Source organism: Amnibacterium sp. CER49, from assembly GCF_029846255.1.
GTDB lineage: Bacteria > Actinomycetota > Actinomycetes > Actinomycetales > Microbacteriaceae > Amnibacterium.
On the sequence record NZ_JARVWQ010000001.1, the window covers coordinates 163,392 to 183,252 of the forward strand.

Below are 19,861 nucleotides of genomic sequence, written 5' to 3' on the forward strand. Positions count from 1 at the left end.
CGCTTCGACGACGAGGAACGCCCCGGGCCCCGCCTGCGCGGGATCCGGGGCGTTCCTGGTGCGAGGGGTCAGAGGCCCTTGCTCGACAGCCAGTCCTTCGCCGCGGTCTGCGGGTCCGTCTTCGTGCTGCCCGACACCTGCTCGTTCAGCTTGAGCAGATCCTGCGTCGTGAGCGCCTGCGAGACCTTGTCGAGCGCGGCCGTGAGCTTGCTCGAGTCCTTCGATGCGCTGTAGACGGGCACGACCTGCTGCGACGCGAAGAGGTTCTTCGGGTCCTTCAGCGTGACGAGCTTGTTCTGCAGGATCGACGGGGTCGTCGAGTAGATGTCGGCGACCTGCACCTGGCCTCCGAGCAGCGCCTTCAGCGTCGTGTTGCCGCCGCTGTCGTTGATCGCCTTGAACTGGATGTTCGAGAGGCCGTACACCGACTTGAGCCCCGGGATGCCGTCGGGCCGCGACGCGAACTCGGGGTTCGCGGCGACGGTGACGGAGCCCGCGTTCTTCAGGTCGCCGATCGAGCTGAGCGAGTGCTGCTTCGCGAACGCCGGCGTCACGTTCAGCGAGTCGGAGTCGGCCGCCTCGGAGAACGCGGAGGCCTTGAGGCTCTCCTTCTGCAGCGCCGCGTCGAGCGCGGTCTTCACGGCCGACCCCGACTTCGCGTTCGCGCTCTTGTCGAGGTACGACAGGATGCTGCCCGCGTACTCCGGCACGAGGTTGATCTCGCCGGACTTGAGCGCCGCGATGTAGGCGGCGCGGGCGCCGATGCTCGGCTTGTACGACACGGTGTAGCCGCTCTTCGCGAGCTCGTTGCCGTAGATGTACATGAGGATCTCGTTCTCCGGGAAGTTCGCGGAACCGAGGACGATCGAGTCGCCGCCCGCGCTGGTGCTCGAGCCGCCGCTCGACGACGCGGCGGGCGTGTCCTTCGGGGACGAGCCGGAGCCGCTCAGGCTGTTCGAGCTCGAGCAACCGGTGAGCGAGAGCGCCGCGGCCGCGAGCACCGCGGTGGCGGCGCCGAGGGCGCCTCTGCGGGAGATGGTCATGAGGGGATCAGCTTCCTTCCGAGATGGGTGCCCCACTTGGTGCGGTCAGCGGTCGCCGTCCGCGTGCTGTGGTTCGACTCCCCGCGCCGCGGAGCACCCCGCGCGGCGTGGTGATGCGTTGGGCGGACGCCAGGACGGCGTCCGCGAGGAGGGCGAGGACCGTGACGAGGATCGCGCCGGCGGTCATCTGCACGTAGTCCTTGGTGGCCGCGCCCGAGATGATGAACTGGCCGAGGCTGTCGGAGCCGTAGTTCGACACGAGCGTCACCGTCGCGATGATCTGCAGCACGGCGCTGCGCAGGCCGCCGAGCAGCAGCGGCAGCGCGAGCGGCACCTCGACCTTCGTGAGCACCTGCCACTCCGACATGCCGACCGCGCGGGCCCCGTCGATGGCCTGCTTGTCGACCGACTCGACGCCCGCGTAGGCGCCGGCGAGCAGCGGCGGGATGCCGAGCAGCACGAAGACGAGCACGACGGGTGGCAGCCCGAGGCCGAGGACGAGCAGCAGGATCGACAGCAGGCCGAGCGTCGGGAACGCACGGACGACGTTGCCGATGAGGATCGCGCCCCCGCGCCCGCGCCCGGTGTGCCCGATCGCGAGCCCGATCGGCACCGCGATCACCGCGGCGACGAGCGTGCTGAGGAACGTGAGCCAGAGGTGCGCGACGAGCTCGCCGCCGATGCCGGGGCCGAAGTTCACCGTCTGCCAGTTGGCGGGGGTGAGGATCCATTGGATCGCCTGGAGAAAGAGCATCAGCGGCGCACCGCCGGGGCCAGGGGCATGGCGACGGTCCGCGCCGCGCGGGACGACAGCCGGGCGCCGCGGGTCCAGGGCATGAGCAGTCGCCCGGCGGTCGACAGGAGCACGTCGAACACGGCGGCGAGCACGAGCACGAGCACGAACCCGACGACGGCCTCGAGCAGGAAGTTGCGCTGGAAGCCGTCGGTGAAGAGATCGCCGAGGCTGCTGATGCCGACGAGGGAGCCGACCGTGGCGAGGCTGATGGTGCTCACCGACACGACCCGGATGCCGGCGAGCAGCACCGGGCCCGCGAGCGGCAGCTCGACCGTGAGGAAGCGCTGTGCGCCGGAGAAGCCCTGAGCGGTCGCGGACTGCTGCACGCCCTCAGGGACGGAGGCGAACGCGTCCGCGGCCGAGCGCACCATGATGGCGAGGGCGTAGATCGTGAGCGCGACGACGATGTTGACCGGGTTCAGGAGCGGAACCCCGAGGATCACCGGGATGAGCACGACGAGGGCGAGGCCCGGGATCGTGTAGAGGATGTTGCCCACGGTGAGCAGCACGCTGCGGACGGCGGCGTTGCGGCTCGCCCACCAGCCGATGGGTATGGAGATCACGAAGCCGAGGACGATCGGCGGCACGCAGAGCCCGATGTGCTCGAGCACCAGCGCCCAGATCGCTCCGGCGTGAGTCCACACCCAGTCCATCAGGCGTCGCCCGCCTGGTCGGTCTTGTTCGAGACGCTGCGCGACTTGGGGCCGGCGCCCGCCTCGGCGAGGGCGAGGTCGTCGACGCTGATGCGGCCGCCGGGCGCCTCGACGATGCCCGCGGCGTAGCCTGCGGCGTCGACGAGCAGCACGCGGTCGCCGTCGACGCGCTCGGCATGCAGGGCCCGCTTGCCGCGCTTCGCGCCGATGAAGTCGGCGACGAACTCGTCGGCCGGGTTCGCGAGGATCTCCTTCGGCGTCCCGGCCTGCGCGATGCGCCCGCCGCGCTGCAGGATCACGACCTGGTTGCCGAGCAGGAACGCCTCGTCGATGTCGTGGGTGACGAAGACGACGGTCTTGCCGAGCTCGCGCTGCAGGCGGAGCAGCTCGCGCTGCAGCTCGTCGCGGACGATGGGGTCGACGGCACCGAACGGCTCGTCCATGAGCAGCACGTTCGGATCGACGGCGAGCCCGCGGGCGACGCCGACGCGCTGCTGCTGGCCGCCCGAGAGCTGCGCCGGGTAGCGGTTGGCGAGACCGCGGTCGAGGCCGACCCGGTCGAGCAGCTCGAGCGCGTCGGTGCGGGCCTTGCGCTTCGGCACGCCGGTGAGCATCGGCACCGTCGCGACGTTGTCGACCACGGTGCGGTGCGGCAGCAGCCCGGAGTTCTGCATGACGTAGCCGATGCTGCGGCGGAGTCCGACCGGCGGGACACCGGCGATGTCCTGCCCGTCGATGAGGATCGAGCCGCTGGTGGGGTCGACCATGCGGTTGATCATCCGCAGCAGGGTGGTCTTGCCGCAGCCGGACGAGCCGACGAGCACGGTCGTCTCGTGCGACGGGATCGTGAGCGAGAAGTCCTCGACCGCGGTCGTGCCATCGTCGAACGTCTTGGAGACGGATCGGAACTCGATGGACACGGTGCGGCGGTCCCTTCGGCGTGCCCGGGCGGATCCCGTGCGGCTCGGTCACTCTATGCATGCGCACTGACACGCGGCCAGCGCCGATCTTCCCGCTGCGTAACGATCCAGCCGAGGGGGGCGGCGGCGGCGACCGCGGCGGGTCTGGAAGGATCGGTCGCATGGCACGCCCCGGAGCGCGTCGGCGCCATGCGCCGAGCCCCGCCGTCGAGGAGGCGATGGGGCGCGCGATGCGCCTCGACGACGCCATCCGCGAGTTCCGCGAGCAGCGGGCGAGGCGGCGCGGCCAGGTGCCGACCGTCATCCCCTACACGGGCTACGGCGCACCCGGCTGGGTGCGGGTGCTCGGCCGGGTGCTCATCCCGGCGCGGCCTGGCACGACCCGCGCCGAGTCCGTCCGCGGCTGGCGCAGCTTCACGAGCATCGCCGTCGACGGGCAGCCGGTGCAGGTCACCGTCGGGGACGAGGTGCACCACGTGGTCGCCGACCGCGGCGGCGTGATCGACGCCCGCGTCGAGTCCCCCCTCGAGCCGGGCTGGCGCACGGTCACGCTCCGCACCGAGGGCGTTCCGGGCGGCACGGACGAGGTCGAGACGAACGTCTTCGTGCTCGATCCGACCGCGCCCTTCGGCGTCGTGTCCGACATCGACGACACGGTCATGGTGACGGCGCTCCCCCGACCGCTGCTCGCCGCGTGGAACTCGTTCGTGCTCGACGAGCACGCGCGCACGCCGACGCCCGGGATGGCGGTGCTCTACGACCGGCTGCACCAGGCGCACCCGCAGGCGCCCGTCATCTACCTCTCCACGGGCGCGTGGAACGTCGCGCCCGCGCTGCAGCGCTTCCTGAACCGCAACCTCTACCCGCCCGGGCCGCTGCTGCTGACCGACTGGGGCCCGACGCCGGACCGCATCTTCCGCTCGGGACGGCAGCACAAGGTCGACCAGCTCGAGCGGCTCGCGGCGGAGTTCCCGGACATGCGGTGGCTCCTCATCGGCGACGACGGGCAGCACGACGAGGAGATCTACGGCGCGTTCGCCGAGGCGCACCCGCAGAACGTCGCGGCCGTGTGCATCCGCCGCCTCTCCCCCGGCGAGGCGGTGCTCGCCGGTGGACGCTCGCGCGAGGTGCGTCCGCGCGGCGTCGACGTGCCGTGGTTCTCGTCGCCCGACGGCAAGGGCCTCGCCACCGAGCTCGAGCGCGCGGGCCTGCTCTAGCCCGTGACGCCGCGGCCGGCTCGCCTCACGTCGCGCGGTACCCCTGGCGCAGCGCGGTAGGCATGCGTACCGCGCGGCACCACAGCCACCGCGTGACGCGCGTTCGCCCTCGGGACTCCCGTATGCGCTCGTCGGGCTCCAGGTGTCCCGACGGCATACGGAGGTGCCGGCCGGGTCAGGACTGCCAGGAGTCGGGGCCCGCGCTGCCCGCCGGGTACTCGTCGAGCGGCACCTCGCCGCGCTGCCACGCGTCGAGGATCGGCTGCACGATGCGCCAGCACTGCTCGGCCACGTCGCCGCGGACCGAGAGCGTCGGGTCGTCGCCGAGCACGCCGCGGAGCACCTCGCCGTACTCGGTCACGGGGCTCTTCGGCAGCGTCCCCTCGAGCGTCGCGGCCTCGAGCTCGAACGGCATGTCGCCGCCGCCCGAGGTGAAGGCGACCTCGATGCGCGGAGGCTTGAAGCCGAGCACGACCCGCTCGCGCCGGCCCTCGCCGGTCTGGCCGCCGGGCACGAAGCGCAGCGGCCGGAAGGTGAGGGCGATCTCGTCGCGCGGGTTCCCGATCGCCTTGCCGGAGCGCAGCACGAACGGCACGCCCGCCCAGCGTGCGGTGTTCACCTCGAGCGCGATCTCGGCGAGGGTCTCCGTGCCCCGGTCCGGGTCGACGCCCTCCTCGTCGACGTAGTCCGGCAGCTGCTTGTCGCCGACGGTCCCGGCCGTGTACCGGGCGCGGCGCGAGGGCTGGTCGGTGTTCGGGAAGACCTTGCCGTGCGGCCAGACGCGCGTCGCGCGGAGCGCCGTGGCGAGCGCGTCGCGGAGGTTGGTCGCGTCGAGCGAGACGGGCGCCTCGGTCGCGGCGATCGCGAGCACCTGCAGCAGGTGCGACTGGAGCATGTCGCGGAGGGCGCCGGCGGTGTCGTAGTACGACGCGCGGCCCTCGAGCCCGAGGGTCTCGTCGTAGACGATCTCGACCCGCTCGACGTCGTCGGCGTTCCAGGCCCGCTCCAGGATGCGGTTGTTGAAGCGGGTGGCGAGCATGCCGAGCGCTGCGCGGTGGTTCAGGAAGTGGTCGACCCGGTGGATGCGGTCCTCGGGCACGATGCGCCGCAGCTGCTCGTTCAGCGCCGCGGCGCTCTCGGCGTCGCCGCCGAACGGCTTCTCGATCGCGAGCACGGTGCGCTCGGGCAGGTCGACGTCGGCGAGCACGTCGGCGACCTTCGTGATGACGGCCGGCGGCAGCGCGAAGTAGACGACGAGGTCGCCCTTCGCGGCGTCGAGCAGCCGCTTCAGCCCGTCGGGTTCCGTGGGGTCGGCGGCGACGTAGTCGGCGCCTTCGATGAGCGCCCGCGCGAGGTCACCCTTCGCACCGACGCCCTCGAACGCCTCGCGGATCTCGCCCTGCCAGTCGTCGCGCGCTCGCTCGGACCGGGCGGAGCCGAGGATCGTGAGGCCGTCGAGCAGCCGCAGGTCGGCCTCGTCGCCGCCCGTGATGAGGCTGCCGAGGCCCGGCAGCAGCAGCCGCTTCGTGAGGTCACCGCTGGCGCCGAGGATGAGGAGCGTCGATTCAGAAGCCACGTGGGAACTGTACGAACGCGCGCTGGGCGCCCTCCGAACCCAGAATGAGCGGATGGTCCGAGAGGGCGGGGGTGCCCGCGCGCTGATCGGCAGCGCGCACGCCGGTCCGGCGGTGGTCGTGACCCTCGTGACGCTCGGTCTCGCGCTCGCCGCGGGCGCGACCCCGCCGCGGGCCGTGCTGCTCACCCTCGGGATGCTGCTCGGGCAGCTCTCCGTCGGCTGGTCGAACGACTGGCTCGACCGGGGCGCCGACGCGGCCGCGGGACGCACGGACAAGCCGGCCGCGATGGGGGCGATCGCGCCGGCGACCCTCCGGACCGCCGCGCTCACGGCCCTCGTGCCCGGGCTCGCGCTGCCGTTCGTCGCCGCCGTCCCGGTCGGGCTGCTCCACGTCGGCTTCGTCGCCTCGGCCTGGGCGTACAACCTGGGCCTGAAGCGCACCGCCGCCTCCGTGGTCCCCTACGTGCTCAGCTTCGGCAGCCTGCCCGCGCTCGCCACGCTGCTGCGGACGCCGCCGCAGGCGCCGGCGCTCTGGGCGACCACGGCCGGGGTGGCGCTCGGCGTCGCGGCGCACTTCGCGAACGTCGTACCGGACGTCGAGGCCGACCGCGCAGCCGGCTCGCGCGGGCTGCCGCAGCGGCTCGGCGCACGGGTGTCGGTGGTCGTCGCCGGGGTCGTCGTGCTGCTCGCCGCCGTCGTCGTGCTGGTCGGGGCGCACCTGCAGCCCGTCGGCGGCCTCCTCGTCGTCGTCAGCGCGGCCACCGCGATCGGCGGCCTCGTCACGGGTCTGCGCCGCCACCCGGACCGCACGCCGTTCCGCGCCGTGATGGCGGCCGCGCTGCTGCTCGTCGTCGCGCTGCTGACGGCGGGCTCGACGCTCTGAGCCGGCTCGGCGCGCCTTGCTACCGTGCGGCCGTGAGCGATCCCACCGGAGTCCGGCGCCTCCTCGACGACGCGCTGCTCGAGCGGGTGCACCGCCGCGCGGCCGGCTACGACCGCGAGAACGCCTTCCCGACCGAGGACTTCGCCGAGCTGCGCGACGCGGGCTACCTCGCCGCGATCGTGCCGGAGCGGTTCGGCGGCGCGGGCCTCACCCTCGCCGAGCTCGCCGCCGAGCAGACGCGTCTCGCGCAGGCGGCGCCGGCGACGGCGCTCGCCGTGAACATGCACCTCGTCTGGACCGCGGTCGCCCGCACGCTGACCGAGCGCGGCGACGGGTCCCTCGACTTCGTGCTCGAGGAGGCCGCCCGCGGCGAGGTGTTCGCCTTCGGGGTGAGCGAGGCGGGCAACGACCTCGTGCTGTTCGGCTCGAGCGTCGACGCGAAGCCCCTGCCCGACGGCGGCTACGCCTACACGGGCACGAAGACCTTCACCTCGCTCTCCCCCGTCTGGACGCGCCTCGGCACCTTCGGGCTCGACTCGACGAGCGACGACGCCCCCCGCATCGTCTGGGGCTTCCTCGACCGGGAGGCCCGCGGCATCGAGATCCGGCAGGACTGGGACACGCTCGGGCAGCGCGCTACGCAGAGCAACACGACGATGCTCGACGGCGCCGTGATCCCGGCCGACCGGATCGTGCGCCGCCTGCCGCCCGGGCCGAACCCGGATCCGCTGATCTTCGGGGTCTTCGTGGACTTCGAGATCCTGCTCGCCTCGGTCTACGCCGGGATCGCGCACCGCGCCGTCGCGCTCGCCGTGGAGGCCGCCGGGCGCCGCACCTCCGCCCGCCTGGGCGGCGCGCCGCGCTCCCAGGACCCGGACGTGCGCCGACGCATCGCGAGCGCTGCGCTGCTCGACGACGGGCTCGACGCGCAGGTGCAGTCGCTCGCGCGCGACCTCGACGAGCAGGTCGACCACGGGTCGCGCTGGTTCGCGAAGGCGTCGGGCCTCAAGGTGCGGGTGACGGAGCAGGCGAAGGCGGTGGTCGACGAGGCGATCCTCGTCGGCGGCGGGTCGGGCTACGCGGCCTCGAGCGAGCTGGCGCGGCTCTACCGCGACGTGCTCGCCGGCGCCTTCAACCCGTCGACGGCCGACTCGGCGCTCGGCACGATCGCGACGTCGCTGCTCGGGCCGCTGCCGTCATGACGGCGTGCGCCGCGCGGCGCTGACGGCGGCGAACCCGCCGACGACGAGGAACAGCGAGGTCGAGACGACGACCGCGAGCAGCGGTGCGGCCCAGCCCCCGCTGCCCGCGTGCAGCGCGCCGACGAGGGTCGGCGCGGCGGCGGCGACGACGTAGCCGACCCCCTGCACGAACGCGGACAGGAAGGCCGAGTGCCGCTCGTCGCGGGCTGCGACGACGAGGATCGCGAAGATCGCGGAGAACCCGCCGCCCTGCGCGGCGCCGCCGACCACCGACCAGAGCGCGAACAGCCCGGGCGCGAGCAGCAGCCCGATCGGCAGGACCACCCAGAGCACCCCGACGGCGAGCAGCGCGCGGCGCGGTCCGATGCGCCCGGTGGCGACCGGGACGAGCGTCGAGCCGAGCAGTCCCGCGATCTGGAAGATCGCCGACGCGTCGCCCGCGCCCGATGGCGGCAGGCCGAGCTCGTCGGAGAGCAGGCTCGGCAGCCATGCCGTGAGCCCGTAGTAGCTGAACGCCTGCGCCGAGAACGTGACGGCGAGCAGCCAGGGCAGGGCGTCCGCGAGATCGCGCCGAGCAGCGGCGCGCGGCTCCCCGGCGGCGAGCGGGAGCACGTCGCGGCGGCGGCCGCGGAGCAGCACGAGCCAGTACCCGGCGGCGACGAGCGCGAGCACGTCCCACGCGGCGGTCGCACCGCGCCAGCCGACCAGCTCGGCGAGCGGGGCGGTGCCGACCGAGGTGAGCATGGTCCCCGTGTTGAGGCCGCTCGAGTAGAGACCGGTCACCGTGCCGCGGCCGCGAGGCGCGACGTCGGCGCGGATGAGCACCGGCACCGCGACGTTCCCGACCGTGATGGCGAGCCCGAGCAGCACGGTCGCCGCGAGCGCGAGGCCGAAGCCGCCCGTCGAGCGCAGCAGGACGCCTACGACGATGCCGGCGAGGCAGACGAGCACCGCACGCTCGGCGCCGAGCCGCCGGACGACGAGCAGCGCGAGCGGCGCGCCGAGCCCGAAGCAGAGCACCGGGATCGACGTGAGCAGGCCGAGCTGCGGGGCGGAGATGCCGAGATCGGCGCGGACGGCACCGGCGACCGGCGGCACCGCGACGAGCGGGCCGCGCAGGTTGAGGCCGACGAGCACGACCGCCGCGACGACGACGGCGAGCGCCGGCCGTCCCGTGCTCTGCGCGCCCGTCATCCCTGGACGAACGCTAGCAGCCGGGTGGAGGCGCGCCGAGCGTGTGGGAACCGGTGCCTAGCCTTCTGCGGTGAGCGACACCGACCTGTCGAAGCGGTACCGGCACCCGGTGCTCATCCTCGTGATCTGCTGCCTCAGCCTCTTCATCGTCGTGCTCGACGCCACGGTCACGAACGTCGCCCTGCCCTCGATCGGCACGGAGCTGCACGCGGGGGTGTCGAGCCTGCAGTGGACCCTCGACGCCTACACGCTGACCCTCGCGAGCCTGCTCGTGCTCGCCGGCTCGAGCGGCGACCGGTTCGGCCGGCGGCGCGTGTTCCAGGTCGGGCTCGTGATCTTCGGGCTCGGCTCGCTCGCCTGCAGCTTCGCGCTGAACGACGGGATGCTCATCGCCTCACGGGTCGTGCAGGCCGTCGGCGGCGCGATGCTGAACCCCGTCTCGCTGTCCATCGTGACGAACACGTTCACGGACCCGAGGCAGCGGGCGCGCGCCCTCGGCGTCTGGGGTGCGATCAGCGGCGTCTCGCTCGGGTTCGGCCCGCTCGTCGGTGGCCTGCTCGTGCAGTCGGTCGGCTGGCGGTCGATCTTCTGAGTGAACGTGCCGGTCGTGATCGCCGCGATCGTGCTCACCGGGCTCTTCGTCCCCGAGTCGAAGGCCGAGCGGGTGCGGCGCTTCGACCCGGTGGCACAGGTGCTCGTGATCGTCTCCCTCGCCGCGATCGTCTTCGGCATCATCGAGGGACCGCAGCTGCGGTGGACGTCGCCCGTGATCATCGGCGCGTTCGTGGTCGGCGTCGCGGCGCTCGCCGCCTTCGTGCCGTACGAGCTGCACCGCGACGACGCCCTGATCGACCCGCGCTTCTTCCACAGCGTGCCGTTCTCCGCGGCGATCGTCGCGGCCGTCGCCGCATTCGGCTCGTGGGCGGCGTTCCTCTTCACGAACACGCTCGCGCTGCAGGACGCCCGCGGGGATCTTCCTCGTCGCGGCCGCGCTCGTGCTCACCGTCACGACGGCGTCGTCGCCGATCCTGATCGTGGTCGGCGTCTTCGCGCTCTTCGGCATCGGCTTCGGGCTCGTGAACGCGCCGATCACGAACACGGCGGTCTCCGGGATGCCGAACGACCAGGGCGGCGCGGCGGCGGCGATCACCTCGACGGGACGCCAGATCGGCACGTCGCTCGGCATCGCGGTGGCCGGCTCGATCACCGGCGCGTCGGGCGGCGGCCGGAAGATCGGCGCGTCGTTCCTCCTGCAGGCGCATCCGCTCTGGTGGACGATCGCGGGCGCGGGGATCCTCGTCGTCGTGCTCGCGTCGGTGAGCAGCACGGACTGGGCGTCGCGGACGAGCAAGGAGGTCGGCCCGCTGCTCGCGGAGCCCTCGCACGGCTCCTGACGTGTCGCGCCGGAGCGGCCGCGACCGGATCGGTGTAGTCTTGCTGGGCCGCTTCGGTGGCACCGAGGGTCTGTGGCGCAGCTGGTAGCGCACCTGCATGGCATGCAGGGGGTCAGGGGTTCGAGTCCCCTCAGATCCACGAACGGAAGAAGGCCCCGCCCCTTGGGCGGGGCCTTCTTCCGTTGTGCGGCTGAGAGATCGGGAAGGCCGTCACAAGGGTGGGCCCCGCTCGAGCAGTCCGGCGCAGCGTCGCGGGCGATGTGCCGCCGGCTCGAGTGGGATCGAGTCCCCTCAGCTCGCCCCTGTCTTGCGGACAGCGAGACCGGTACCGCGACCTCCGTCGAGGACGACCTCTGGATGCAGCACGCCTGATCGACGGACCTCACCGCCCCGGCCCGTCCCGGTCCGGTGGCACGACGATCCAGAACCGCCGCTCCTCGCCGGAGGGCTCGTCCTCCTGCCCGCCGTTCGCCTCGATCACCCGCGCCGACGGCGCGTTGCGCGTCGCGCAGGTCACGAGCACGCGCTCGAGCCCGGCCGCGCGGGCGAGCGGCAGCGCCTGCCGGAGCATCGCCGTCGCGTGCCCCTGGCGGCGCCACGGCAGCACCACGTGGTAGCCGATGTGGCCGCCGACGCGTTCCAGCTCCGGCGTGAGGCGGTGGCGCAGCACGAGCGTGCCCAGGTAGTGCTCCCCCGCGGTGAACCACAGCACCTCCGACGGCACGCCCCAGCGCTCCTGCACACCCCCGATCCGGCGCACGTGCGCGGGGAAGTCCTCGCTCGCCGACCCCAACCAGGAGGGGTCCTTGCGCTCGTGGACGCAGTCGGCCTGCTCGCCGACGAGGTACGAGACGCGGACGGCCTCGGACGGCGGTCGCAGGCGCGGCCGCTCAGGCAGCGTGATCACCGCTCGATCCTCACCCCGCGCCCGGCGGCGGTCCAGCGCGGATGGACGGCCGGAACGCGGGCACCATGGGTGCATGCCGGAGCGCGTGCAGCTGAGCCGCCGGAAGGGCTGGCGCAAGCCCGAGGGGACGATCACGGTCGCCCGCCCGGGGTACTGGGGAAACCCGTTCGTGATCGGCGAGACACCGAGGCAGCACCGCGAGCGCGATCCGGGCCTGTGGGAGCACGGCGGGCTCGCCGTCTACGACGACACGCATCCGCTCACCCGGTCCGAGGCGGTCGCGGCCTACCGGGCCTGGGTGCCGACCGCGGTCGGGCGCAGCGGCCGTCCGCGCATCGAGGAGGCGCGGGACGAGCTGCGCGGGCACGACCTCGCCTGCTGGTGCCCGCTCGGCGGCCCCTGCCACGCCGACGCGCTGCTCGAGATCGCGAACGGGCCCGCGGGGGCGTTCCACCCGTGAACGTCGTCGGGCTGCTCGCGGTGGTGCTGACGGGCGTGCTCGCCGGCGAGGAGCTCCTCGTGCGCTGGGGCGTGCAGCCGGCCCTCCGCGCGCTGCCCGATCTTCCGCACCTGCTCGCCCGGCAAGCGCTCGTGCGCCGCCTGCGGATCGTGGTGCCGGCCGTGATGCTGCCCGCCGCGGCGCTGACCCTCGGGGCGGTGCTCGTCGCCGTGCCTCGCCCGGGGACACCGCTCCGCATCGCCGGCGCCGCCGCGCTCGCCGTCTTCCTCGTGGTGTCGTTCGCCGGAACCGTGCCCGTCAACATCCGCGTCGACTCGTGGGATCCCACCGCGCCGCCGGACGACTGGCGGGGCACCGTGGTCCGTTGGGAGCGGATCGACGTGGTGCGCTCGACCGCCGCGCTCGTCGCGTTCGTGCTCCTCGCGACCGCCCTCGCCGTGGGGTAGGAGCCGGAGCGGAGCGAGCCGGCCTCTCGACGCACCTGCACCACGTACGCATCCCGCACCTGCGAGGCTGTACCCGATGACCGCGACCACTTCCCGCGACGGCGCCCTGTGGCGGCCGACGAGCAGCGCGAGCTTCGGACTCGTCGCGCTCGCCGCCGCGATGTGGGGCACCGACCCGCTGCTCCGGCAGGGCCTCGCCCTCAACCTGCCCACCACGCTGATCGTCTGGGTCGAGCACGCGCTGCCGACGCTGCTCGTGATCCCCCTCGTCGTCCGCGGCCTCCGTCGTGCGGCCCGGTCGTTCACCGCGCTCGACTGGGTGTTCCTCGTCGTCCTCGGCTGCGGCGCCTCCGCGCTCGCGACCCTGCTCTTCACGACGGCGTTCACCTTCGGCAGCCCGACCACCCCGGCGCTGCTGCAGCAGGTGCAGCCGCTCGTCGCGGTCGCTGGTGCGCACCTCCTGCTCGGTGAGCACGTGCGCCGCCGCTTCGTCGCCTACCTCGTGCTCGGGCTGCTGGGCGCCTACCTCATCGCGTTCGCGAACCCGCTCTCCGTGGATGTGCAGGGGCTCGCCCCCGCGCTGCTCGCTCTCGCCGCCGCGGCCCTCTGGGGCCTCGGGACGGTCCTCGGCCGCCGCCTCGGGGCGAAGATGCCGTTCAAGGAGCTGACGGCGCTCCGGCTGTTCTTCGGGCTGCTCGCCGTCTCGGTGGTCCTGCCGCTGAACGGCGACCTCGGCGCCTTCGGCCGCGTCGATCTGAAGGCGGCGATCGCGCTCGTGCTGCTCGCGCTCGTCCCGGGCCTGCTCAGCCTGCTCGTCTACTACCGCGGCCTGCAGGGCACCCCGGCGTCGGCCGCGACGATCGCCGAGCTCGCCTTCCCGCTCACCACCGTGCTCGTCAGCTATCTCGTGTTCCACGTCGTGCTGAGCCCGACCCAGTGGCTCGGGGTCGTCGTGCTCGCGGGCACGATGACCGTCATGGGTCTCGTGCGTGCGCGCAACGCGGCACCGCTCGGTGTGGACGCGCCGCCGCCCGCCGAGCTGCCGGTCGGCGCGATGACCGACTGATCGCCGTACCGCTCGCCGCCAGAGGCCTCCGCCTCTCCCGGGCCACCGAGCGCGGGTGGCAGGTTGCCGCCGTGGACGAGTCGCCGGCGGACCGCGGACAGGTGCTCGGCGCCGCTGCGCTGGTCGCCGCCATCGTCCTCGTCGCGGTGCCGCTCGCCGCGGCACTCGCCGATGCGCGTCACGCCGGCGGAGCGGTGGGGGGCGTCCCGCCGCTCCCGCCGGCGCGGCTGCTCGTGGCCGACAGCGCGCTGCTCGTGCTCCCGCTGCTGCTCGGGCTCCACGCCGTGCTCGACGGCCGCGGACGCCGCCTCGGGCTCGCGGCGGTCGCCGTCACCGTCGCCGGGGATCTGGGCGTGCTGCTCCTGCTGCTGCTCGCCGTGGCGCACGCGCCGACCTCGGTGCCGCCCGCCCCGGTGACCTGGGGTTCCTGAAGCACGAGCCACCGTCCACTGCGCACATCGCTCCGGAACGGGCCGATCACGAGCAGAATGCGCAGTGCATGCTCGTCGGCTTGCGCGAGACGCCCGCTCGCAGGCACGCTGCTGCCATGACGAGTGCGACGCCCGGGACGCGGATCGCGTCCGAGACCGCCGCGGCCCCTCGCCACACCTGGGTCGACGACGTCGCGGGGATCGCCACGGGCGTCGTCGTCGCCTCGCTCGGGCTGCGGCTCCTGTCCGCCGCGGGCGCCGTGACCGGTGGCACGGCAGGCCTCGCGCTGCTGCTCGAGCACGTGCTGCCGTGGGGCTTCGGGACGATCTACGTCGTCGTCAACCTGCCGTTCCTGCTGCTCGCCGGTCTGCGCAAGGGGTGGGGCTTCGCGATCCGCTCGGTCGTCGCGATCGCGCTCGTCTCGGCCCTCACCGCGCTCACGCCGGCCGCGCTGCCGCTCGAGCACCTCGCGCCCGTCTACGGCACGCTCGTCGGCAACCTGCTGCTCGGGCTCGCGGTGCTCTTCCTCTTCCGGCACGGCGCGAGCCTCGGGGGCTTCACCATCGTCGCGCTCCTCGCCCAGGAGCGGCTCGGCTGGCGCGCCGGCTGGGTGCAGCTCGGCCTCGACGCCGTCGTGCTCGCTCTCTCGGCGCTCGTCACCCCGCTGCCGGTGGTCGCCGCATCGGTCGCCGGGGACGTCGTGCTGAACCTCGTGCTCGCGATCAACCACCGGCCGGGGCGCTACCTCGGCGCCTGATCCCCCGCCGCCCACACCATCGCCCGGCCGAGCACCTCGCGGTGCTCGGGACTGCGGTACGACGCGCCGTCGTGCCCGAGCGCGTCCGCGACGACGCGGGCAGCGCCGACCTGCCGCGCCCAGAGCAGCGGGTGCAGGGCGCCCTCGTGCTCGTGCGCGAGCAGCGGAACGAGGTCCGGCTCGACGTCGAGGGACGCGTACCGCTCGTCGTCGACCACGAAGTCGGCGAGGCCCTCGGTGATCGGGTGCGTCGCCGGCAGCACCCGCACCTGCGCCTCGCCGTACTCGGGATGCATCGAGGCGCCGTGCACCCACACCCCGCCGAGCAGCGAGCGGCGGTCGGGCAGCATCCGCAGGCCGGTGAGCGTGCTGTGCACCGCGACCAGCCCCCCACGGGCGGCGACGTGCCGCAGCAGCCCCTCGCGGACGCGGTCGTCCTCCGCGGCGTCGGCCTCGGCCGGATCGCCGAGGTTCAGCACGAGCAGGTCGACCGGGTCGCCGCCGCCGATCGCCGCCGCGACGTCCGCGCGCACCTCGACGTCGAAGCCGCGCTCGTGCGCGATGCGCGCGAGCGCGGCGGAGGTCTCGGCGAACGGATGCCACGGGTCGGCGAACCGCCCGGATCCGGACACCACCCGGGCGCGCAGCAGCTCGTCGCTCACGGCCTCGGCCGATCGCGCTCGGGGCAGGGTCCGCCGGGCATCAGCTCGCGGCCACCCGCTCGAGCTCGCCCAGCACGTCGAGGTCGGGCTGCGGCCACTGCGGATCGATGCGACGCAGGGCGTCGAGCAGCAGCACCTCGACCGCCCACCGGGCGTACCACTTGTGGTCCGCGGGCACGACGTGCCAGGGCGCCTCGGGCGTCGCCGTGCGGCGGATCGCGCGATCGTACGCGTCCATGTACTGCGCCCACCGGGCCCGCTCGTCGACGTCGTGCGGGTTGTACTTCCAGCGCTTGTCCGGCCGCTCGAGCCGGCGTCGCAGCCGCCGGCCCTGCTCCGCCTTCGAGATGTGCAGCATGACCTTGACGAGCACCGTGCCGTTCGCGACGAGCTGCCGCTCGAAGTCGACGATCGCGGCGTAGCGCCGCTCGATCTCGTCCTCCCCCACGAGCCCGTGGACCCGGGCGACGAGCACGTCCTCGTAGTGGGAGCGGTCGAACACCGCGACCATGCCAGGGCCGGGCAGGTGCGGGCGGATGCGACAGAGGAAGTCGTGCTGGCGCTCCTCCTCCGTCGGCGCTTTGAAGGCGTGCAGCTGCACCCCCTGCGGGTCGAGGCGGCCGACGACGTGCCGGACGATGCCGCCCTTCCCGGCGGTGTCCATCGCCTGCAGGATGAGCAGCACCGAGCGGCCGCCGCCGACGCGGCTGTCGGCGTAGAGCCGCTCCTGCAGGTCGGCGAGCTCGGTGCCGCGCGCGTCGGTCTCGCGCTCCGCCTCCTTCCGCGAGCCGACGCCCGGCGTCGAGGCCGGGTCGAGGTCGTTCAGCGGGGAGTCGGCGATCGCCGGCAGCGGTGCGGGCACAGCCGCAGGCTAGTGCGGTCCCGCCGGGCGCACGCCGGGCGTCCGTGCAGCGCCCGACGGCGTAGCGTTGACGGCCGGCGACGAGCGGGAGGGGCGGCGACCAGTGGCGGAATGCATCCACGGCTTCGACGAGGGCCTGTGCGACATCTGCTTCCCGCGGAGGGCGGTCGAGCCGCCGCCGACGGTGACCGCCGATGCGACGCGCGCGACCCGGACCGCGATCGCGACCGCGACGGCTGCCCGGCGGCCGCGCACGAGCAGCCCGACCCGCACGAGCAGCCCGACGCGGGCGGCGGCGCCGTCGGGGCCTGCGTTCGCGACCCGGCGGCTGTACCACGTCACCCACGTCCGAAACCTCGAGTCGATCCTGCTGGAGGGCGCGATCGTCGCGATCGGGGCCGGCGCGCAGCCCGACGTCGACGTCACCGCCCCGATCGTCCGGCAGCTGCGCGCAGCGCGCGACGTCGGCGACGGCCGCACCGCCGCCGACTTCGTGCCGTTCGCGCTCGCCCCCGACGGCACGCGCTGGACCGAGCTGCGCGACGGCGCCGAGGGCCCGCACTGGTCCGACGAGGCCCGCCGCACGGCGTCGACGCAGTACGTGATGCTCGTCGTCGAGGCGAAGCGGCTCGGGTCCGACGTCGTCGTCGCCGACGGGGACGCCTCCGCGCCGGCCACGACCCTCACGCTCGGGGACCCGGGTCGCGCGATCGCCCGCGCGGGCAGGGAGGACCGCGACCTCGGTGCGGTCGAGGTGCTCGTGCCCGAGCGGGTGCCGCTCTCGGACGTCCTGCTGCTCGGGGTGCCGAACGAGCCGATGCGCTCGCGGGTGCGGGCGCTCTTCGACGCCGTCGACCAGGCGCCGCCGAGGATCGTCGTCCACCCGCCGTGGTTCGCGCCGACCGGCTCGTGACACCGCCGCACGCGTCGCGGCTTCCTACGATGGCGCGGTGACGATCACCGCTGCAGCCGACGGCTCCGCCCTCGGCAACCCCGGTCCCGCGGGCTGGGCCTGGTACATCGACGACGAGGCCTGGGCCGCCGGCGGCTGGAAGCACGGCACGAACAACATGGGCGAGCTGAAGGCGGTGCTCGAGCTGTTCCGCGCCACGGAGGGCGTGGACGACGACCTGCTCGTGCTCTGCGACAGCCAGTACGTCATCAACGCCGCGACGAAGTGGATGGCCGGCTGGAAGCGCAAGGGCTGGCGCAAGGCCGACGGCAAGCCGGTGATGAACGTCGACCTGCTGCAGGAGCTCGACGAGGCGCTCGCCGGACGCCGGTACCGCTTCGAGTGGGTGCGGGGGCATGTCGGGCACCCGCTCAACGAGGCCGCCGACGAGCGCGCCCGCGCCGTGGCGACCGCCTACCAGCGGGGCGCGGCCGTCCCCACGGGCCCCGGGTTCCCCGCCCGGCGGGGTGGCACCGCTCCGGCGGTGCGCCCGGGTCCCGCATCCGCTTCCCCGGCGCCGCCGGCACCCGCGCCGAGCGCGGCGCTCTTCGACCTCGGTGAGCCCGATGCCGCCCGCGTCGTACCGGTCGGACTCACCGCCGACGAGTGGCAGCGGCTGGAGCGCATCGCCCGCGAGGCCGGGCTGCCGGCCGACGAGGTGCTCCGCGGGCTCGTCCGCGACGCGCTCCGGCCGTCGCGGCGCGCTCGTTCCGCGGGTTGACCGGCATGCACGGCGACGTCTCGCTGGGGGTGCCCGGCGCGCTCGGGCCCGAGGCCATCGGCGCGCTCGCTCCGCACGTCGAGCAGTGCGGGTTCACGGGGATCTGGGTGAACGACACCCCGGGCGGCGACTCGCTGGCGGGCCTCGCCGCGGCCGGCGCCGCCGCGCCAGGGCTGCGGCTCGCCGCCGGCGTGATCCCGCTCGACCGTCGACCGGCGGACGACGTGCTCGCCGCGGTGCGCGCCACGCGCGTGCCGGAGGACCGGCTCACCATCGGCATCGGCTCCGGCGCCGGCCGCGCCGGTGCCCTCGCCCGGGTGCGCGAGGCGGTCGCCGCGCTGCGAGCCGGTACGACCGCCCGGGTCGCGGTCGGCGCGCTCGGCCCGCGCATGCGGGCGCTCGCGGCCGAGACAGCGGACGCCGTGCTGCTGAACTGGGTGACCCCCGAGCACGCGGCGACGCAGGCGGCGGAGCTGCGCGCGGTCGCACCCGGGCTGCGGGTGGTCGCCTACGCCCGGACGGTCGTCGAGGACGACGCCCGCGAGGCGCTCGAGACCGAGGCGCGCCGGTACGCGGCGGTGCCGGCCTACGCCGCGAACTTCGCGCGCCAGGGCGTGGGGCCGCTCGACACGGTGCTGCCCCGGGACGACGCCGACCTCGCCGCCGGCGTCGCCGCCTACCTCGAGGGAGTCGACGAGGTCGTGCTCCGCGCCATCACGCGCAGCGGCGGCCTCGACGAGCTGATCGGGTTCGCCGAGACCGCAGGCGCCGCGCTGGGGCTCCCCCGGCGCTGACCTCCGCGGTCAGCCGTCCTCGCGGTCAGGGCTCTCGAGGATGAAGAACGTCGACCGGTGCCCGTCCGTGCGCTCCTCCTGGTAGACGAAGTTCAGGCGGCGCTGGTCGAAGGTCTCGAACCACTCGTCCCACGAGACCTCGCGCAGGCCCTTCGTCGGTGCCTGGAAGTCGAAGCGCAGCACGCCGAGGTGGTCACCGTGCTCAGTGCCGTCGACGGTCGCCGGGCGGCCGCCGCGGGCCTCGGCCCACTCGCGGATCACCTCGTGGTGCGTCGTGACCAGGCTGCGGCCCTTGCGCTCCGGCTCCTCGTCGGTCGAGGTGATCTCCTGCGAGTACTTGATCGACTTCGAGGTCTCGGGGCCCGTGCGCACGTGGCCGCCGTCCGGACCGGCACCGAGGTCGCCCGGCTCGTCGCCGCCGTCCGCGGACCGGCCTCCACCCGAGGTGCGGGCCGCGACGATCGCCTGCACGAGCTCCTCCTTGTGCAGCGATGAGGCCCCCTCGACGCCGAGCCGCCGGGCCTCGTCACGGAGGTCGTCGACCTTCCTGCCCCGCAGCTCGGTCTCGCTCACCTCGGGCGTGTCCGGCGTCTGGTTGCCCGGCTCCTCGCCCGAGCTCCTCCTCCCGGATCCCGACCCGCCGCGATGTGAGCCGCCGGAGGATCCGCCGCCCGAGCCGCCGTCCGCAGCCGCCTGACGCGCCCGGGCGATCGCGTGCACCAGCTCCTCCTTGTGCAGCGACGACGCCCCCTCGACGCCGACCCGCCGGGCCTCATCACGCAGGTCGTCGACCTTCCTGCCCCGCAGCTCCGTCTCGCTGACGTCCGGCGTGTCCGGTGTCTGGTTGCCCGGCTGATCGGCCATTCCCGTTCCTCCTGCCTCCGCGGGCAGCACCGCCCGCACCTGCCCTCGATTCGAGGCCAT

23 protein-coding genes and 1 tRNA gene are annotated in these 19,861 nt (G+C 74.1%); 14 read left to right on the plus strand and 10 right to left on the minus strand.

The window, feature by feature from the left end; translation table 11 throughout:
* Positions 1-68 precede the first annotated feature (68 nt).
* The 4 genes from QDR37_RS00740 to QDR37_RS00755 are packed head-to-tail and all read right to left on the minus strand — an operon-like array spanning position 69 to position 3,412.
* Positions 69-1,043, minus strand: a complete 975-nt coding sequence (locus QDR37_RS00740; RefSeq protein ID WP_279711628.1) for an ABC transporter substrate-binding protein — start codon at positions 1,041-1,043, stop codon at positions 69-71.
* Positions 1,044-1,050: 7 nt separating this feature from the next.
* A complete protein-coding gene (locus QDR37_RS00745) occupies positions 1,051-1,797 on the minus strand; it encodes an ABC transporter permease subunit (RefSeq protein ID WP_279711630.1) in 747 nt (248 codons plus the stop codon).
* Positions 1,797-2,492, minus strand: coding sequence for an ABC transporter permease (locus QDR37_RS00750; protein ID WP_279711631.1), 696 nt, complete (start codon positions 2,490-2,492; stop codon positions 1,797-1,799). The genes QDR37_RS00745 and QDR37_RS00750 overlap by 1 nt, the downstream gene beginning before the upstream one ends.
* Positions 2,492-3,412 carry an ATP-binding cassette domain-containing protein gene (locus QDR37_RS00755; RefSeq protein WP_279711632.1) on the minus strand — a complete coding sequence of 307 codons (921 nt, stop codon included), beginning with the start codon at positions 3,410-3,412 and terminating at the stop codon, positions 2,492-2,494. The genes QDR37_RS00750 and QDR37_RS00755 overlap by 1 nt, the downstream gene beginning before the upstream one ends.
* A gap of 161 nt (positions 3,413-3,573) precedes the next feature.
* On the opposite strand from QDR37_RS00755, the gene QDR37_RS00760 reads away from it, so the two are divergent.
* On the plus strand, positions 3,574-4,629 hold the full coding sequence (locus QDR37_RS00760) for a phosphatase domain-containing protein (protein WP_279711633.1): 1,056 nt from the start codon (positions 3,574-3,576) through the stop codon (positions 4,627-4,629).
* A gap of 175 nt (positions 4,630-4,804) precedes the next feature.
* Here the strand turns inward: QDR37_RS00760 and QDR37_RS00765 are convergent, their stop codons facing one another.
* A complete protein-coding gene (locus QDR37_RS00765) occupies positions 4,805-6,205 on the minus strand; it encodes a glucose-6-phosphate dehydrogenase (RefSeq protein WP_279711634.1) in 1,401 nt (466 codons plus the stop codon).
* A 52-nt stretch (positions 6,206-6,257) separates the two neighbouring features.
* On the opposite strand from QDR37_RS00765, the gene QDR37_RS00770 reads away from it, so the two are divergent.
* A complete protein-coding gene (locus QDR37_RS00770; RefSeq protein WP_279711635.1) occupies positions 6,258-7,088 on the plus strand; it encodes a UbiA family prenyltransferase in 831 nt (276 codons plus the stop codon).
* Between the two features lie 32 nt (positions 7,089-7,120).
* Positions 7,121-8,290, plus strand: a complete 1,170-nt coding sequence (locus QDR37_RS00775) for an acyl-CoA/acyl-ACP dehydrogenase (RefSeq protein WP_279711636.1) — start codon at positions 7,121-7,123, stop codon at positions 8,288-8,290.
* On the opposite strand, the gene QDR37_RS00780 is transcribed toward QDR37_RS00775, so the two are convergent.
* Positions 8,285-9,484, minus strand: a complete 1,200-nt coding sequence (locus tag QDR37_RS00780; RefSeq protein ID WP_279711637.1) for an MFS transporter — start codon at positions 9,482-9,484, stop codon at positions 8,285-8,287. The two genes, QDR37_RS00775 and QDR37_RS00780, sit on opposite strands and share 6 nt — an antisense overlap.
* 70 nt (positions 9,485-9,554) lie before the next feature.
* On the opposite strand from QDR37_RS00780, the gene QDR37_RS00785 reads away from it, so the two are divergent.
* The 3 genes from QDR37_RS00785 (at position 9,555) to QDR37_RS00795 (ending at position 11,017) form a co-directional block, all read left to right on the plus strand.
* Positions 9,555-10,076 (plus strand): MFS transporter, encoded by a 522-nt coding sequence (locus tag QDR37_RS00785; protein WP_279711638.1) that lies wholly within the window; start codon positions 9,555-9,557, stop codon positions 10,074-10,076.
* A gap of 403 nt (positions 10,077-10,479) precedes the next feature.
* Positions 10,480-10,878: a hypothetical protein gene (locus tag QDR37_RS00790; RefSeq protein WP_279711639.1), complete on the plus strand. Its 399-nt coding sequence runs from the start codon at positions 10,480-10,482 to the stop codon at positions 10,876-10,878.
* A 66-nt stretch (positions 10,879-10,944) separates the two neighbouring features.
* Positions 10,945-11,017 (plus strand) — tRNA-Ala (locus QDR37_RS00795).
* Positions 11,018-11,260: 243 nt separating this feature from the next.
* On the opposite strand, the gene QDR37_RS00800 is transcribed toward QDR37_RS00795, so the two are convergent.
* The gene (locus QDR37_RS00800) at positions 11,261-11,785 is read right to left on the minus strand and encodes a GNAT family N-acetyltransferase (protein ID WP_279711640.1); all 525 of its coding nucleotides are present in this window, start codon (positions 11,783-11,785) and stop codon (positions 11,261-11,263) included.
* 73 nt (positions 11,786-11,858) lie between these two features.
* Between QDR37_RS00800 and QDR37_RS00805 the strand changes: the two genes are divergently transcribed.
* The 5 genes from QDR37_RS00805 to QDR37_RS00825 all read left to right on the plus strand — a co-directional run bounded on the left by QDR37_RS00805 (position 11,859) and on the right by QDR37_RS00825 (position 14,946).
* On the plus strand, positions 11,859-12,245 hold the full coding sequence (locus QDR37_RS00805) for a DUF4326 domain-containing protein (protein ID WP_279711641.1): 387 nt from the start codon (positions 11,859-11,861) through the stop codon (positions 12,243-12,245).
* The gene (locus QDR37_RS00810) at positions 12,242-12,691 is read left to right on the plus strand and encodes a DUF1772 domain-containing protein (protein ID WP_279711643.1); all 450 of its coding nucleotides are present in this window, start codon (positions 12,242-12,244) and stop codon (positions 12,689-12,691) included. The genes QDR37_RS00805 and QDR37_RS00810 overlap by 4 nt, the downstream gene beginning before the upstream one ends.
* Before the next feature lie 76 nt (positions 12,692-12,767).
* Positions 12,768-13,757 carry a DMT family transporter gene (locus QDR37_RS00815; protein ID WP_279711644.1) on the plus strand — a complete coding sequence of 330 codons (990 nt, stop codon included), beginning with the start codon at positions 12,768-12,770 and terminating at the stop codon, positions 13,755-13,757.
* A 71-nt stretch (positions 13,758-13,828) separates the two neighbouring features.
* On the plus strand, positions 13,829-14,188 hold the full coding sequence (locus QDR37_RS00820; RefSeq protein WP_279711645.1) for a hypothetical protein: 360 nt from the start codon (positions 13,829-13,831) through the stop codon (positions 14,186-14,188).
* Between the two features lie 116 nt (positions 14,189-14,304).
* Positions 14,305-14,946 carry a YitT family protein gene (locus tag QDR37_RS00825; RefSeq protein ID WP_279711646.1) on the plus strand — a complete coding sequence of 214 codons (642 nt, stop codon included), beginning with the start codon at positions 14,305-14,307 and terminating at the stop codon, positions 14,944-14,946.
* On the opposite strand, the gene QDR37_RS00830 is transcribed toward QDR37_RS00825, so the two are convergent.
* Positions 14,931-15,608, minus strand: coding sequence for a ThuA domain-containing protein (locus tag QDR37_RS00830; RefSeq protein ID WP_279711647.1), 678 nt, complete (start codon positions 15,606-15,608; stop codon positions 14,931-14,933). The genes QDR37_RS00825 and QDR37_RS00830 overlap by 16 nt on opposite strands.
* Before the next feature lie 40 nt (positions 15,609-15,648).
* Complete coding sequence (locus tag QDR37_RS00835; protein WP_279711648.1) at positions 15,649-16,470, minus strand: PPK2 family polyphosphate kinase; 822 nt, start codon at positions 16,468-16,470, stop codon at positions 15,649-15,651.
* A gap of 103 nt (positions 16,471-16,573) precedes the next feature.
* Here QDR37_RS00835 and QDR37_RS00840 point away from each other — a divergent pair, with 103 nt between their 5' ends.
* From QDR37_RS00840 to QDR37_RS00850, 3 genes are read left to right on the plus strand one after another with little or no spacing between them, the layout of a single operon-like run.
* The gene (locus tag QDR37_RS00840; protein WP_279711649.1) at positions 16,574-17,383 is read left to right on the plus strand and encodes a DarT ssDNA thymidine ADP-ribosyltransferase family protein; all 810 of its coding nucleotides are present in this window, start codon (positions 16,574-16,576) and stop codon (positions 17,381-17,383) included.
* A 37-nt stretch (positions 17,384-17,420) separates the two neighbouring features.
* Entirely contained in the window at positions 17,421-18,143 is a 723-nt protein-coding gene (locus QDR37_RS00845) for an RNase H family protein (protein WP_347882080.1), read from the plus strand.
* Positions 18,144-18,148: 5 nt separating this feature from the next.
* Positions 18,149-18,937, plus strand: coding sequence for an LLM class flavin-dependent oxidoreductase (locus QDR37_RS00850; protein WP_279713522.1), 789 nt, complete (start codon positions 18,149-18,151; stop codon positions 18,935-18,937).
* Positions 18,938-18,946: 9 nt separating this feature from the next.
* Here the strand turns inward: QDR37_RS00850 and QDR37_RS00855 are convergent, their stop codons facing one another.
* Positions 18,947-19,801, minus strand: a complete 855-nt coding sequence (locus QDR37_RS00855; protein ID WP_279711650.1) for a Rho termination factor N-terminal domain-containing protein — start codon at positions 19,799-19,801, stop codon at positions 18,947-18,949.
* Between the last annotated feature and the right edge of the window lie 60 nt (positions 19,802-19,861).